The sequence below is a fragment of the Streptomyces sp. NPDC037421 genome, assembly GCF_055602105.1.
The window spans coordinates 19,978-34,296 of record NZ_JBVJWV010000017.1; the positions used below are offsets into that span (position 1 = coordinate 19,978).

Consider the following 14,319-nt stretch of genomic DNA (forward strand, 5'->3'; position numbering starts at 1 on the left):
GACGCGGACGGCGGGCCGAAGGCCCGTACGGAGGACGGCGACGCAGACCTCCCGGCAGGCTTCCGCACCCCGCGGGACGGACTGCGGCGGCCGGCGCGGTTGGCGTAGCGTTGCCTCTTCGGCGTACGCGGCCGTGGTCCTCCAGACCGCCGCGGCCGCCGGCCAGACCGCAGCAACCGCAGACCCACCAGGACCGGCACCCCACGTGATCACCTCTCCCCCCGGCCGCTCGGAGCGGCGTACGCGCACGCCTGACGCGTACCGCCTGGTGCGCACCGGGCCGGTCCAGGTGGCTCCCCCTGTTCTGGACGCAGCCCAGCGGGCGGTGGTTGATCACACCCGCGGACCCCTGCTGGTCCTGGCCGGACCCGGCACCGGCAAGACCACCACCCTCGTCGAGGCCGCCGCCGCCCGGGTCGAGGCGGGCACCGACCCCGCCCGGATCCTGATCCTCACCTTCAGCCGGAAGGCGGCCGTGGAACTGCGCGACCGCGCCGCCCTGCGGCTCGGCGGCGCCCGCGCCCCGCAGGCCACCACCTTCCACTCCTTCTGCTACGGCCTGGTCCGCGCCCACCAGGACCACGAGCTCTTCGCGGACCCGCTGCGGCTGCTGTCCGGCCCGGAGCAGGACGTGATGGTCCGCACCCTGCTGGAGGGCCAGCGGCGGCTGCGGTCCATCCGCTGGCCGGACGACCTGCGGGCCGCGCTGACCACGCGCGGCTTCGCCGACGAGGTCCGCGCCGTCCTGGCCCGCGCCCGCGAACTGGGCCTGGGCCCCGAAGCCCTCGCCGCCTTCGCCGAGCGCATCGGCCGCCCCGACTGGAAGGCGGCCGCGGCCTTCCTCTCCGAGTACCTCGACGTCCTCGACCTCCAGGGCTCGCTGGACTACGCCGAACTCGTGCACCGCGCCGTGCTCCTGGCGGAGACCACCCCGTCCCTCTCCGCCACGTACGACGTGATCCTCGTGGACGAGTACCAGGACACCGACGCCTCCCAGCTGCGGCTGCTGCGCGCGCTGAACGGCCCGGCCGGGACGCTGGTGGCCTTCGGCGACCCCGACCAGTCGATCTACGCCTTCCGGGGCGCCGACATCAACAACGTCCTCGACTTCGAGTCGGCCTTCCCGGGCGCCGGGGTCCGGGCCCTGACGGTCGGCCGCCGCTCGGGCTCGAACCTGCTGGCCGCCACCCGCCTCCTCACCGCCCGCATGCCGGTACCGCGGCTGCCCGCGGCCGCCGTCCGGGCGCACCGGGACCTCGCCCCGGCCCGGGAGGGCGGCAGCGTGGAGGTGTACACGTACCCGACGGCCGGCGCCGAGCTGGACAACATCGCCGACATCCTGCGCCGCGCCCACCTCGAGGACGGCGTCCCCTGGCGGGACATGGCCGTCCTGGTCCGGGCGGGCGGCCGCACCCTCCCGGCGATGCGCCGCGCCCTGATCGCGGCGGGAGTCCCGGCGGAAACCGACGCCGCGTCCACCCCCCTCCGCCACGAACCCGCCGTGGCCCCCCTCCTGACGGCCCTCCGCCTCACGGCCTCCGCGGCCGTGGCCCTGCCGGGCGGGGGTGGGGAGGGCTCTGCCCCGTCGGACGTGGCTGCCCTGCCGGGCGGTGACCAGGACGGCTCTGCCCTGCGGGACGCGGCCGACCCGTCGGCCGGGGCCGCCGTGCCGGGCGGGGAGCCGGGTGCGGACCGGCCGCCGGCCGCAGGCGTGCTGGCGGGTGCCGAACCGATTGCTGCCCGGCCGGACGCAGACCAGGGCGCGACCGCCCTGTCGGGCGGGGCCGCATCCGCCGCCGCCCTCCCGGGCGTTGCCGCGGTGTCGGCCGCCCTGCCGGAGGCCGCCGAGCAGACGGGCTCCGGGGCGTCCGCGCCGGGCGCCGCGGGCGCCGGGGTGCGCGAGCTCGCTCGCGACTTCGGGGCGGGTGGGCGGGACCTTCCCCCGGGCCCCGGCGCCGGATCCGACGGCCCCGGGGGCTCCGCCGCTGCCGCCGGAAGCATGGCCCCCGGCGCCGGGGCACCGGCCGGAGGAACCGGACCCGGGGGCTACCCCGAGACCCCCGAGACCCCCGGAGGCAGCGGCGAAGGGTGGGTCGGGGTCGAGGGGGCGACCGTGCTGCTGACCTCGCCGCTCGGCGGGATGGACGCCGCCGACCTGCGCCGGCTCGGGCGGGCGCTGCGCGACGAGGAGCGGGCCGCCGGGGTCGCCGTGCCCGAGCCCTCCGACGTACTGCTGGCCCGCGCCCTCGCCGAGCCCGAACGGCTCACCGCCCACGACCCCGCCTACGCCCGCGGAGCGCAGCGCCTCGGCCTGCTGCTGCGCAAGACCCGCGAGCTGCTCCAGGGCGGCGGCACCGCCGAGGAGGCCCTCTGGACCCTCTGGGACGGCACCCCCTGGCCGCAGCGCCTCGAACGCCAGGCCCGCCGCGGCGGCACCGCGGGCCGCAACGCCGACCGCGACCTCGACGCGGTCTGCGCCCTCTTCGACAACGCCGCCCGCGCCGAGGAACGCACCGGCGGCCGCGGCGCGCTCAACTTCCTCGAACAGCTGGAAGCCGAGGACATCGCCGCCGACACCCTCACCGGCCGCGCCGTCCGCACCGACGCCGTACGCCTGATGACCGCCCACCGCTCCAAGGGCCTGGAGTGGGGCCTCGTCGTCGTCGCCGGGGTCCAGGAAGGGCTCTGGCCCGACCTGCGCCGCCGCGGCTCCCTCCTCGAAGCCGACCGCATCGGCCGCGACGGCCTCGCCGAACCCCTCACCCCCGGCGCCCTCCTCGCCGAGGAACGCCGGCTCTTCTACGTCGCCGCCACCCGCGCCCGCCACCGCCTCGTCGTCACCGCCGTCAAGGCCCCCGCCGAGGACGGCGACCAGCCCTCCCGCTTCCTCACCGAACTCGGCGTCACCCCCAAGGACGTCACCGGCCGCCCCCGCCGCCCCCTCGCCGTCCCCGCCCTCGTCGCCGAGCTCCGCGCCACCACCGTCGACCCCGGCGCCTCGCCCGCCCTGCGCGACGCCGCCGCCCGCCGCCTGGCCCGCCTCGCCGCGCTCACCGACGACGAGGACCGCCCGCTGGTGCCCGCCGCGCACCCGCAGCGCTGGTGGGGCCTGTACGAGCCCACCGCCTCCGCCGTCCCCCTCCGCGACCGCGACCGGCCCGTCGCCCTCTCCGGCAGCGCCCTGGACCAGCTCGCCAACACCTGCTCCCTCCAGTGGTTCCTGGGCCGCGAGGTCAAGGCCGACACCCCCTCCACCGCCGCCCAGGGCTTCGGCAACGTCGTCCACGTCCTCGCCGACGAGGTCGCCTCCGGCCGCACCCCCGCCGACCTGGCCGTCCTCATGGAACGCCTGGACTCCGTCTGGGACGCCCTCGCCTTCGACGCCCCCTGGAAGTCCCGCCAGGAGAAGGACAACGCCCGCGCCGCCCTGGAGCGCTTCCTGCGCTGGCACACCACCGACCGCGGCGGCCGGGCCGCCGTCGCCACCGAGCACGACTTCGACGTCACCCTCGACGCCGGCGGGTACGCCGTACGGATCCGCGGCTCCATGGACCGCGTCGAGGCCGACCCGCAGGGCCGCGCGTACGTCGTCGACTTCAAGACCGGCAAGGGCGCCCCGACCAGGGACGAGGTCGCCCGCCACCCGCAGCTCGCCGTCTACCAGCTCGCCGTCCGCGAGGGCGCCGTCGACGAGGTCTTCGACGGCCGCCGCCCCGAACCCGGCGGCGCCGAACTCGTCCAGCTGCGCCAGGGCGCCGCCAAACGCGACGGCGGCGACGAGGTCCCCAAGATCCAGGCGCAGGAACCGCTGTCCGGCGGCGGCTCCGGCGAATGGGTCGGCGACCTGCTGGCCACCGCCGCCGGCCGGGTCCTCGACGAACGCTTCGCCCCCGCCACCGGCGAACACTGCACCCGCTGCACCTTCCGCAGCGCGTGCAGCGCCCTGCCCGAGGGCCGCCAGACCGTGGAATGAGACGCCGGACGGGAGTGTCCGTGGCGGCGGCTAGCCTTTTGAGGTGACCGCGTACGCGTCCGGGCGCGCCCCCGTCCTCGACGATCCCGAGCAGCTCAAGGAGCTCCTCGGGATCCCGTTCACGCCCGAACAGCTGGCCTGCGTCACCGCCCCGGCCGCCCCCCAGGTCATCGTGGCGGGCGCCGGCTCCGGCAAGACCACCGTCATGGCCGCCCGCGTCGTCTGGCTGGTCGGCACCGGCACGGTCGCCCCCGAACAGGTCCTCGGCCTGACCTTCACCAACAAGGCGGCCGGCGAGCTGGCCGAGCGCGTCCGCAAGGCGCTCGCCCGGGCCGGCGTCACCGACCCCGACCCCTCCCCGGCCGACGTCGAGGCCGGGACCGCCGGCGGCGAGCCCCGCATCTCCACGTACCACGCCTTCGCCGGGCAGCTCCTCAAGGACCACGGCCTGCGCATCGGCCTGGAGCCCAGCGCCCGCCTCCTCGCCGACGCCACCCGCTTCCAGCTCGCCGCGAAGGTGCTCCGCGAGGCCCCCGGCCCCTACCCCTCCCTCACCAAGTCCGTCCCCGACCTGGTCAGCGACCTCCTCGCGCTCGACGGGGAACTCTCCGAGCACCTCGTCGAGCCGGACGCACTGCGCGCCCACGACACCGCGCTGCTCGACGGGCTCGCCGGCGCCGAGCTCACCAACGACGACCTGCGCAAGGTCCCCGAGGCGGTACGCGGCCGCCTGGAGCTGCTGGAACTGGTCTCCCGCTACCGCGCCGCCAAGCGCTCCCGCGACCTCTTCGACTTCGGCGACCAGATCGCCCTCTCCGCGCGGCTCGCCACCACCCGACCGGAGGTCGGCGCCCTGCTCCGCGAGGAGTTCCGGGTGGTCCTCCTCGACGAGTACCAGGACACCTCCGTCGCCCAGCGGCTGCTGCTGTCCGGCCTCTTCGGCGGGGGCACCGGGCACGCCGTGACCGCCGTCGGCGACCCCTGCCAGGCCATCTACGGCTGGCGCGGCGCGTCCGTCGCCAACCTCGACGACTTCCCCGAGCACTTCCCGCACGCCGACGGCAGCCCCGCGACCCGCCTCTCCCTCAGCGAGAACCGCCGCAGCGGCGGCCGCCTCCTCGACCTGGCCAACGGCCTCGCCGCCCCGCTGCGCGCCATGCACGAGGGCGTCGAGGCGCTGCGCCCCGCCCCGGGCGCCGAGCACGACGGCACGGTCCGCTGCGCCCTGCTGAACACCCACGCCGAGGAGCTGGAGTGGCTCGGCGACTCCGTCGCCCACCTGGTCCGCACGGGCAGGGAGCCCGGCGAGATCGCGGTCCTGTGCCGCTCGGCCGCCGACTTCGCGCAGATCCAGGCGGTCCTGGTCGCCCGGGACGTCCCGGTCGAGGTCGTCGGCCTCTCCGGCCTGCTCCACCTCCCGGAGGTGGCCGACCTGGTCTCCGTCTGCGAGGTGCTCCAGGACCCCGGGGCCAATGCCGCCCTGGTCCGCCTCCTCATCGGCCCCCGCTGGCGGATCGGCGCCCGCGACCTGGCCCTGCTCGGGCGCCTGGCCCGGCAGCTGGTCGCCCGCCCCGACGCCTCCGACGGGCCCGACGGCCGGCTCGCGGCGGCGGTCGAGGGCGTCGACCCGGCCGAGGTCGTCTCCCTGGCCGACGCGCTGGAAACCTTCCTGGACGGCTCGGCCCCCGAAGGCCTCCCCTTCTCCGCGGCCGCCCGGGTCCGCTTCGCGCACCTCGCCCAGGAACTCCGCGACCTGCGCCGCTCGCTCTCCGACCCCCTGATGGACGTCCTGCACCGGGTCCTGACCACGACGGGCCTGGACGTGGAGCTGTCGGCCTCCCCGCACGCGTTGGCGGCCCGCCGGCGCGAGACCCTCTCCGGCTTCCTGGACGTCGCGGCCGGCTTCGCCGCCCTGGACGGGGAGGCGACCCTCCTCGCCTTCCTGGGCTTCCTGCGCACGGCCGCGCAGTACGAGAAGGGCCTCGACCACGCGCTGCCGGGCGGGGAGAACACCGTCAAGGTGCTGACCGCCCACAAGTCCAAGGGCCTGGAGTGGGACGTGGTGGTCGTCCCCGACCTGAACGCGGGCTCCTTCCCGAAGGAGAAGGCCCCCGAAGCCTGGACCTCGTACCCGAAGGTCCTTCCCTACGCCCTGCGCGGCGACGCCGACACCCTGCCGGCCGCACCGGCGTGGACCTCGGCGGGCCTGAAGACCTTCAAGGCGGCCCTGAAGACCCACAAGCAGACGGAAGAGCTCCGCCTCGGCTACGTGACCTTCACCCGCCCCCGCTCCCTGCTGCTGGCCTCGGGCCACTGGTGGGGCCCCACCCAGAAGCGCCGCCGGGGCCCCTCGGCCTTCCTGACGGCCCTCCACGACCACTGCGCGGCCGGCTTCGGCGAGATCGAGGCCTGGGCGGACGAACCGCCCCGCGACGCCGAGAACCCGGCCCTGGCCGCCGACGCCGCCCCGGACCACTCCTGGCCCCTGCCCCTGGACCCGGCCTCCCTGACCCTCCGCCGCCAGGCGGCCGCCCTGGTCGAAGCCCACCTCACCGCCCCCCGCCCCCCGGCCCCGGCCGAGGACCCCTACCTCTGGCCCCCCGACTGCGAGGACCCGTCCTACGACGACGAACCCCGCCCGGACGACCTCTGGGCCGGCGAGGCCGTGCCCGCCGACCCGTGGGACGAAGCCCCGGCGGGGGAAGGGAACCTCTCGCCGGACCCCGCCGACACCGGGGCCGGGCACCCGGACGACCTGTGGGCCGGCGAAGCCGCCCCGTCCGGGCCCGGGGCCGGGGGCCCGCACGCCACCGCCCCGGCGCGGCAGCCGTACCCGGAGACCCCCCACCCGGAGGGCCCGGCACTGAGCGGTACCGGCGACCTCACCCCCGAGGAGGCCCGCACCATCGCCTCCTGGGACCGGGACCTCGACGCCCTGGAGGGCGAGCTCCGCCGCGCCCGCGCAGCCGTGCGGGACGTCGAGCTGCCCTCCGCCCTGTCCGCGAGCCAGCTCCTGCGCCTCGCCGCCGACGAGCAGGGCTTCGTACGCGATCTCGCCCGCCCCATGCCCAAGCCGCCGCAGCCCGCGGCGCGCCAGGGCACCCGTTTCCACGCCTGGGTCGAGTCCCGCTTCGACGAGCTGCCCCTGCCGCTCCTCGACGACCTCCTCGACCCCGCCGCCGACCTCCCCGGCTCCGACCAGGAGGTCGCCGACGAGGCCGACCTCGCCGCGCTCAAGGCCGCCTTCGAGCGCAGCGAGTACGCCGAGCGCACCCCGTACCGGATGGAGGCGCCGGTCCAGCTGACCCTCGCCGGCCGGGTGATCCGCGGCCGGATCGACGCCGTGTACCGCAACCCCGACGGCTCGTACGAGGTGGTCGACTGGAAGACCGGCCGCACCACCCAGGCCGACCCCCTCCAGCTCGCCGTGTACCGGCTGGCCTGGGCGGAAGCCACCGGCACCCCCCTCGACCGGGTTTCCGCCGCCTTCCTGCACGTCCGCAGCGGCCGCGTGATCCGCCCCCGCGACCTGCCCGGACGGGAGCGTCTTGAGCGGATCCTCCAAGGCAAATCGGGCACGGACGGCGCCCACCGGGGGGACGGATAGGCTCGTGGCCATGAGCGAAACCCCGGACAGCGTCGTCCGCACGTACATCGACACCCACCGTGCCGCCTTCCTCGACGACCTCGCCGAGTGGCTGCGCATCCCCTCCGTCTCGGCCCAGCCCGAGCACGCGGGCGACGTACGCCGCAGCGCCGACTGGCTCGCCGCGAAGCTCAAGGAGACCGGCTTCCCGGAAACCCACGTCTGGGAGACCGCCGACGGCACCGGCGCCCCCGCCGTGTTCGCGCACTGGCCGGCCGCCGACCCCGCCGCCCCCACCGTCCTGGTGTACGGGCACCACGACGTCCAGCCCGCCGCCCTCGCCGACGGCTGGCACACCGAGCCCTTCGAGCCGGTCGTCAAGGACGGCCGGATGTACGGGCGCGGCGCCGCCGACGACAAGGGCCAGGTGTTCTTCCACACCCTCGGCCTGCGCGCCCACCTCGCCGCGACCGGCGCCGAGGCCCCCGCCGTGCACCTCAAGCTGCTCATCGAGGGCGAGGAGGAGTCCGGCTCCCCGAACTTCCGCGACCTCGTCGAGGCCCGCGCCGCCGAGCTCGCCGCCGACGTCGTGATCGTCTCCGACACCGGCATGTGGTCCGAGACCACCCCCACCGTCTGCACCGGCATGCGCGGCGTCGCCGACTGCGAGATCGACTTCCACGGCCCCGACCAGGACATCCACTCGGGCGCCTTCGGCGGTGCCGTGCCCAACCCGGCGGCCGTCGCCGCCCGCGTCGTCGCGGCGCTGCACGACGAGGACGGGCGGGTCACGATCCCCGGCTTCTACGACAACATCGCCGAGCTGACCGAGGCCGAGCGCCGGCTGATCTCCGAGCTGCCCTTCGACGAGGCCGAGTGGCTGCGCACGGCCAAGTCGTACGCGGCCGCCGGCGAGGCCGGCTACTCCACGCTGGAGCGCGTCTGGGCCCGCCCCACCGCCGAGGTCAACGGCATCGGCGGCGGCTACCAGGGCCCCGGCGGCAAGACCATCGTGCCCGCCACCGCCCACCTGAAGCTCTCGTTCCGCCTGGTCTCCGGGCAGGACCCGTACGAGGTCGAGGCGGCCGTCCGGGACTGGGTCGCGGCCCGCGTCCCCGCCGGGATCCGGCACTGCATCAGGTTCGGCGCACCCACCCGGCCCTGCCTGACCCCGCTGGACCACCCGGCGCTGCAGTCCGTGGTCCGCGCCATGGGCCGTGCCTTCGGGCAGCAGGTCCGCTTCACCCGCGAGGGCGGCTCGGGCCCGGCGGCAGACCTCCAGGACGTGCTGGGCGCGCCGGTCCTGTTCCTGGGGATCTCCGTACCCTCCGACGGCTGGCACTCCCCGAACGAGAAGGTCGAGCTGGACCTCCTCCTCAAGGGCGTGGAGACCACCGCCTACCTGTGGGGCGACCTGGCCGAGAACTGGTCGCCCGCCACCACCGCCTGAAGCACGTTCCGTACGCCTGCCTTGTCCCACCACCGGGGGAGTTGGAAGTACCAGTGAGCACCCATACCGAGCGTCCTCTCTCGCTCACCGCGCCCAGCGGCATCGACCGCGCCGCGCACCACCGTCTCGACGAGGCGTGGCTCGCCGCGGCCTGGAGCCACCCGACGACCCGCGTCTTCGTCGTCTCCGGCGGCCAGGTGCTGATCGACGACACCCCCGACGGCGGCACGGGCATCGTGATGACCCCCGCCTTCGAGGCACCGGTCACCGAGACGCACCGGTACTTCCTGGGCACGGACGAGGACGGCGTACGGTACTTCGCGCTGCAGAAGGACTCCCTGCCGGGCCGCATGGACCAGTCGGCCCGCCCGGCCGGGCTGCGCGAGGCCGGGCTGCTGCTGAACCCGCGCGACGCCGGGCTGATGGTGAACGCGGTGGCTCTGGAGAACTGGCAGCGCATGCACCGCTTCTGCTCCCGCTGCGGCGAGCGCACCGTCGTCGCGGCGGCCGGCCACATCCGCCGCTGCCCGGGCTGCGGCGCCGAGCACTACCCGCGCACCGACCCGGCCGTGATCATGCTGGTCACCGACGAGCAGGACCGGGCGCTTCTGGGCCGCCAGGTGCACTGGCCGGAGGGCCGCTTCTCGACGCTGGCCGGCTTCGTGGAGCCGGGCGAGTCGATAGAGCAGTCCGTGGTCCGCGAGGTGTGGGAGGAGGCGGGGGTGCGGATCGGCGAGGTCGAGTACGTCGCCAGCCAGCCCTGGCCGTTCCCGTACAGCCTGATGCTGGGCTTCAACGCCCGCGCGGTCAGCTCGGAGATCACGGTCGACGGCGAGGAGATCCAGGAGGCCCGCTGGTTCTCCCGCGAGGACTACCGCGCCGCGATCGAGGCCGGCGAGGTCCTGCCCCCGTCGGGCATCTCCATCGCCGCGCGCCTGGTCGAGCTCTGGTACGGCCAGCCGCTCCCCAAGGGGCCGGCGGCCGTCTGACCCCCGGTGCACGCAGACGGCCCCCGCCGCGGCGGGGGCCGTTCCGGGAGCGCGCGTCAGACGGCGAGGGCCTGCTTGACCTGGGCCAGGCTCGGGTTCGTCATGACGGACTCGCTGCCGGCGGCGGACTTCACGAGCACGGTCGGAACCGTCTGGTTGCCGCCGTTGGCCTTCTCCACGAACGCCGCGGACTCCGGGTCGAGCTCGATGTTGATCTCGTTGTACGCGATGCCCTCCCGGTCCAGCTGGGTCTTCAGCCGACGGCAGTAGCCGCACCAGGTGGTGCTGTACATCGTGACGGTGCCCGTGTCCTGCATGCTCGCTCCTCTGTGAGGTCTCGGTGGATCGCGGTGCCGGTTGATGATCCGAGGAGTCGAACGTCCCGCCCCGCCACGCCATTCCCGCCGGGGCGCCCGGTGTGACCGATCCGACTGCGGGCTGATCCACTCCCGCGGTACCTGCCGGTATGCCGGTCCGACCGGTACGACGGACGCCCTGGGCCTGTGGACGGGTTTCCCGTCCGGCCCACCGGACCTGGCAGCATGGCGGGGTGACAGCAGCAACGCACTCCTCATCCGTACCGGCCGGCGGCGGCGCGCCCGACGTCGACGCCGACGCCGTGCTCCAGGGCCTGGACCCTGAGCAGCGCGAGGTCGCCACGACCCTGCGCGGCCCGGTGTGCGTACTGGCGGGCGCCGGTACCGGCAAGACCCGCGCGATCACCCACCGCATCGCCTACGGCGTCCGCTCGGGCCAGCTCATGCCGGCCAGCGTGCTCGCCGTCACCTTCACCAACCGCGCCGCCGGCGAGATGCGCGGCCGGCTCCGCGCCCTCGGCGCGGGCGGGGTCCAGGCCCGCACCTTCCACTCCGCCGCCCTGCGCCAGCTCCAGTACTTCTGGCCCCGGGCGATCGGCGGGGAGGTGCCCCGGCTCCTGGAGCGCAAGATCCAGTTCGTGGCCGAGGCCGGTGCGCGCTGCCGCGTCCGCCTCGACCGCAACGAGCTGCGCGACGTCACCGGCGAGATCGAGTGGGCCAAGGTCACCCAGACCGTCCCCGCCGACTACCCGGCCGCCGCCCTCAAGGCGGGCCGCGAGGCCCCCCGCGACATGGCCGAGATCGCCCAGATCTACGGCACGTACGAGCAGCTCAAGCGCGACCGCGGCATGATCGACTTCGAGGACGTGCTGCTCCTCACCGTCGGCATCCTCCAGGACCGCCACGACATCGCCGAGCAGATCCGCACCCAGTACCAGCACTTCGTGGTGGACGAGTACCAGGACGTCAGCCCGCTCCAGCAGCGCCTGCTGGAGCTGTGGCTCGGCGACCGCGACAGCCTCTGCGTCGTCGGCGACGCCAGCCAGACGATCTACTCCTTCACCGGCGCCACCCCCGACCACCTGCTGAACTTCCGCACCCGCTACCCGCAGGCCACCGTGGTCAAGCTGATCCGCGACTACCGCTCCACCCCCCAGGTGGTCCACCTCGCCAACGGCCTGCTGAACCAGGCCCGCGGCCGGGCCGCCGAACACCGGCTGGAGCTGGTCTCCCAGCGCGAGCCCGGCCCCGACCCGGTCTACGCCGAGTACCCCGACGAGCCCGCCGAGGCCGAGGGCGTCGCCCGCCGGGTCCGCGACCTGATCGCGGCCGGGGTCCCGGCCGGCGAGATCGCCGTGCTCTACCGCATCAACGCCCAGTCCGAGGTCTACGAGCAGGCCCTCGCCGACGCCGGCGTCCCGTACCAGCTGCGCGGCGCGGAGCGCTTCTTCGAGCGCGCCGAGGTGCAGAAGGCGGTCCTCGCGCTGCGCGGAGCCGCCCGCTCCGCGGGCAACGACCCGCTGCTCGACGACGTCGTCGAGCTCGGCGCCCAGGTCCGGGCCGTGCTCAGCTCCACCGGCTGGACCACCGAGCCGCCCGCCGGCTCCGGCGCCGTGCGCGACCAGTGGGAGTCGCTGGCCGCGCTGGTCCGCCTCGCCGAGGACTTCGCCCGCTCCCGCCCCGGCGCGGGGCTGGCCGAGCTCACCGTCGAACTGGACGAGCGCAGGGCCGCGCAGCACGCCCCGACCGTCCAGGGCGTCACCCTCGCCTCGCTGCACGCCGCGAAGGGCCTGGAGTGGGACGCCGTGTTCCTGGTCGGCCTCACCGACGGCATGATGCCGATCACCTACGCCAAGACCGACGAGCAGGTCGAGGAGGAGCGCAGGCTGCTCTACGTCGGCGTCACCCGCGCACGGCTGCACCTGACCCTCTCCTGGGCCCTCTCCCGGGCTCCGGGCGGCCGGGCCTCCCGTCGCCCCAGCCGCTTCCTGAACGGGCTGCGGCCGGGCTCCGCGGCCCCCGCCGGCCGGCCGGGCACCCCGGCCGAGGGCGCGCCGCGCAAGCGGGGCCGCCGCGGGCCGGTGCTGTGCCGGGTCTGCGGCCGGACCCTGACCGAGGCCGGGGACATCAAGCTGATGCGCTGCGGGGACTGCCCCTCGGACATGGACGAGGGCCTCTACGAGCGGCTGCGCGAGTGGCGCGCCGGACAGTCGAAGCTCCAGGGGCTGCCCGCATACTGTGTGTTCACGGACAAAACCCTCATGGCGATCGCCGAGGCCGCGCCCTCCGAGCCGGGAGAGCTCTCGATGATCTCCGGTGTGGGCGGCCGCAAGCTCGACCGGTACGGGGCCGACGTCCTGGCCATCTGTACTGGTCAGGAGACTGACGGTGAGGATCCAGACGACGCGTAGAAACTCGTCGGAAAAATAGTTTGCACATGCCCGGCGAAGCCCCATAGGTTCTTAGCAACGGAAACGGTGGCTTCTCCGAAGCTCCGGATCCGTGCTGTACTTATCCGAATACATGGGACAGGCCTCACAGCCCAGTCCCCGAGACGCCGAGAGGAGGCGAGACCAGTGACCAGCTTCATGACCTTCACCAAAATGACCGATCGCTCGGTCGACGCTTCCTGCCTGCTCGGTTCTGTCTCCCTCCTGGGCACCGGTCTGTCCGTGATTTCCGCTGACAGCCCCGCCCTGCTGGCGACCCTTCCGGTCAGCGAGCGCAATGAGCGACCGACCAAGGCACTGGTGGCAGTAGCGGAAGCCCGGAAGGCGCATGGCGCCTATGGCTTCGCGGCCGCAGCCGGTGCCGGACTCAAGACGCAGACGCAGCAGCAGCACCACCTGATGTGGGCCTTCCGCGGGCTCGAACCCTGGAGTGATCCAGCCTGATTGCATGATCAGGCCGGCGCCTTCAGGGCCGCGGAACCCCACCCGGGATCCGCGGCCCTTCTGTTTGTCCCCGAACGGGGACGACGGAGCGAAGGGGCCTCGGGACTGGCAAGACCAGGTACCACAGCCGCCACCCGGCCGACCGGCCGGAACGACTAGCCGAACAAGACGAGGAAGAAAACACCGTGCAACTCGAAGCGCACGCCCCGTCCGTACCGCAGACCCAAACGATCTCCCCGCCCGCAGTCCCGGAGGACCCCGCCTTGACCCCCCTCACCGCGCTCACCGCGCTCGACGACGCCATCGAGAACCTCGGCGTCCCCGTCCCCTGCCGAACCTTCGACCCCGAGGTCTTCTTCGCCGAGTCCCCGGCGGACGTCGAGTACGCCAAGTCCCTCTGCGGCACCTGCCCGCTGGTCGAGGCCTGCCTCGCCGGCGCCAAGGAGCGCCGCGAGCCCTGGGGCGTCTGGGGCGGGGAGCTCTTCGTCCAGGGCGTGGTCGTGGCCCGCAAGCGGCCCCGTGGCCGTCCGCGCAAGAACCCGGTTGCAGCGGCATGACCGCCATCGGAACCATCGACCGCCCCCTGACGCACGACCCCTTGAAGCAGGCCCCCATGTCCCCCTACGCCACCACGAGCGAGCAGCCGCACGGCTCCGCCACCGCAGACTTCATCACCGCAGGCGCGATCACCTCGCGTCAGAACAGGACCCGCGAAATGCAACTCATCCCAGAAGCCCTGGCCCGTGCCCATATGGACGACCGCATGCGCGAGGTGGACGCCGAGCGTCACGCCCTGCGCCTGGTCGCCGCGCGGCGCATGCAGCGGAGGGCCGAGCGCGTCTCCATGCGCGCCCGGCGCGCGCTGGCCATGGCCGTCATGCACTGAGCACGCGACGGGCCCGACAGGGTCCGGAAGCGGCTCGAAGGCGACTTGAAAGCGGCTTGAACGCCGCCGGAGCCGGCCGAACACGGCCGGCGACGGCAGCACCGGGGGGGGGGGGGGGGAGAGAACGGGCCGTCCCCCGTGTCTTCGGGGTCCCCGCCGAACCGCCTGGGGGCTATTTTGTGGGGGGGCCACCAAACCCCCCACCCCCCCCCCCCCGGGGCGAA

9 protein-coding genes are annotated in these 14,319 nt (G+C 74.7%); 8 read left to right on the plus strand and 1 reads right to left on the minus strand.

The features are described from left to right. Positions 1-289 precede the first annotated feature (289 nt). The 4 genes from ACZ7IF_RS23420 to nudC are packed head-to-tail and all read left to right on the plus strand — an operon-like array spanning position 290 to position 9,998. Entirely contained in the window at positions 290-3,973 is a 3,684-nt protein-coding gene (locus tag ACZ7IF_RS23420; RefSeq protein WP_470974679.1) for a UvrD-helicase domain-containing protein, read from the plus strand. Positions 3,974-4,016: 43 nt separating this feature from the next. Next, entirely contained in the window at positions 4,017-7,580 is a 3,564-nt protein-coding gene (locus tag ACZ7IF_RS23425; RefSeq protein ID WP_470974426.1) for a UvrD-helicase domain-containing protein, read from the plus strand. A 10-nt stretch (positions 7,581-7,590) separates the two neighbouring features. After that, positions 7,591-9,009 carry a dipeptidase gene (locus ACZ7IF_RS23430; protein ID WP_470974428.1) on the plus strand — a complete coding sequence of 473 codons (1,419 nt, stop codon included), beginning with the start codon at positions 7,591-7,593 and terminating at the stop codon, positions 9,007-9,009. Between the two features lie 41 nt (positions 9,010-9,050). Beyond that, on the plus strand, positions 9,051-9,998 hold the full coding sequence (gene nudC, locus ACZ7IF_RS23435) for an NAD(+) diphosphatase (protein WP_470974430.1): 948 nt from the start codon (positions 9,051-9,053) through the stop codon (positions 9,996-9,998). Positions 9,999-10,054: 56 nt separating this feature from the next. Here nudC and ACZ7IF_RS23440 read toward each other — a convergent pair whose 3' ends face one another. Continuing rightward, positions 10,055-10,315 carry a mycoredoxin gene (locus ACZ7IF_RS23440; protein ID WP_030011087.1) on the minus strand — a complete coding sequence of 87 codons (261 nt, stop codon included), beginning with the start codon at positions 10,313-10,315 and terminating at the stop codon, positions 10,055-10,057. A 149-nt stretch (positions 10,316-10,464) separates the two neighbouring features. Between ACZ7IF_RS23440 and ACZ7IF_RS23445 the strand changes: the two genes are divergently transcribed. From ACZ7IF_RS23445 to ACZ7IF_RS23460, 4 genes are all read left to right on the plus strand, one after another. Continuing rightward, positions 10,465-12,726 (plus strand): ATP-dependent DNA helicase UvrD2, encoded by a 2,262-nt coding sequence (locus ACZ7IF_RS23445; protein ID WP_470974432.1) that lies wholly within the window; start codon positions 10,465-10,467, stop codon positions 12,724-12,726. Between the two features lie 165 nt (positions 12,727-12,891). Beyond that, the gene (locus tag ACZ7IF_RS23450) at positions 12,892-13,209 is read left to right on the plus strand and encodes a hypothetical protein (protein ID WP_470974434.1); all 318 of its coding nucleotides are present in this window, start codon (positions 12,892-12,894) and stop codon (positions 13,207-13,209) included. A gap of 185 nt (positions 13,210-13,394) precedes the next feature. Then, positions 13,395-13,766, plus strand: coding sequence for a WhiB family transcriptional regulator (locus ACZ7IF_RS23455; protein WP_351879426.1), 372 nt, complete (start codon positions 13,395-13,397; stop codon positions 13,764-13,766). Then, positions 13,763-14,095, plus strand: coding sequence for a hypothetical protein (locus ACZ7IF_RS23460; RefSeq protein WP_470974436.1), 333 nt, complete (start codon positions 13,763-13,765; stop codon positions 14,093-14,095). Before ACZ7IF_RS23455 ends, ACZ7IF_RS23460 begins: the two co-directional genes overlap by 4 nt. Positions 14,096-14,319 lie beyond the last annotated feature (224 nt).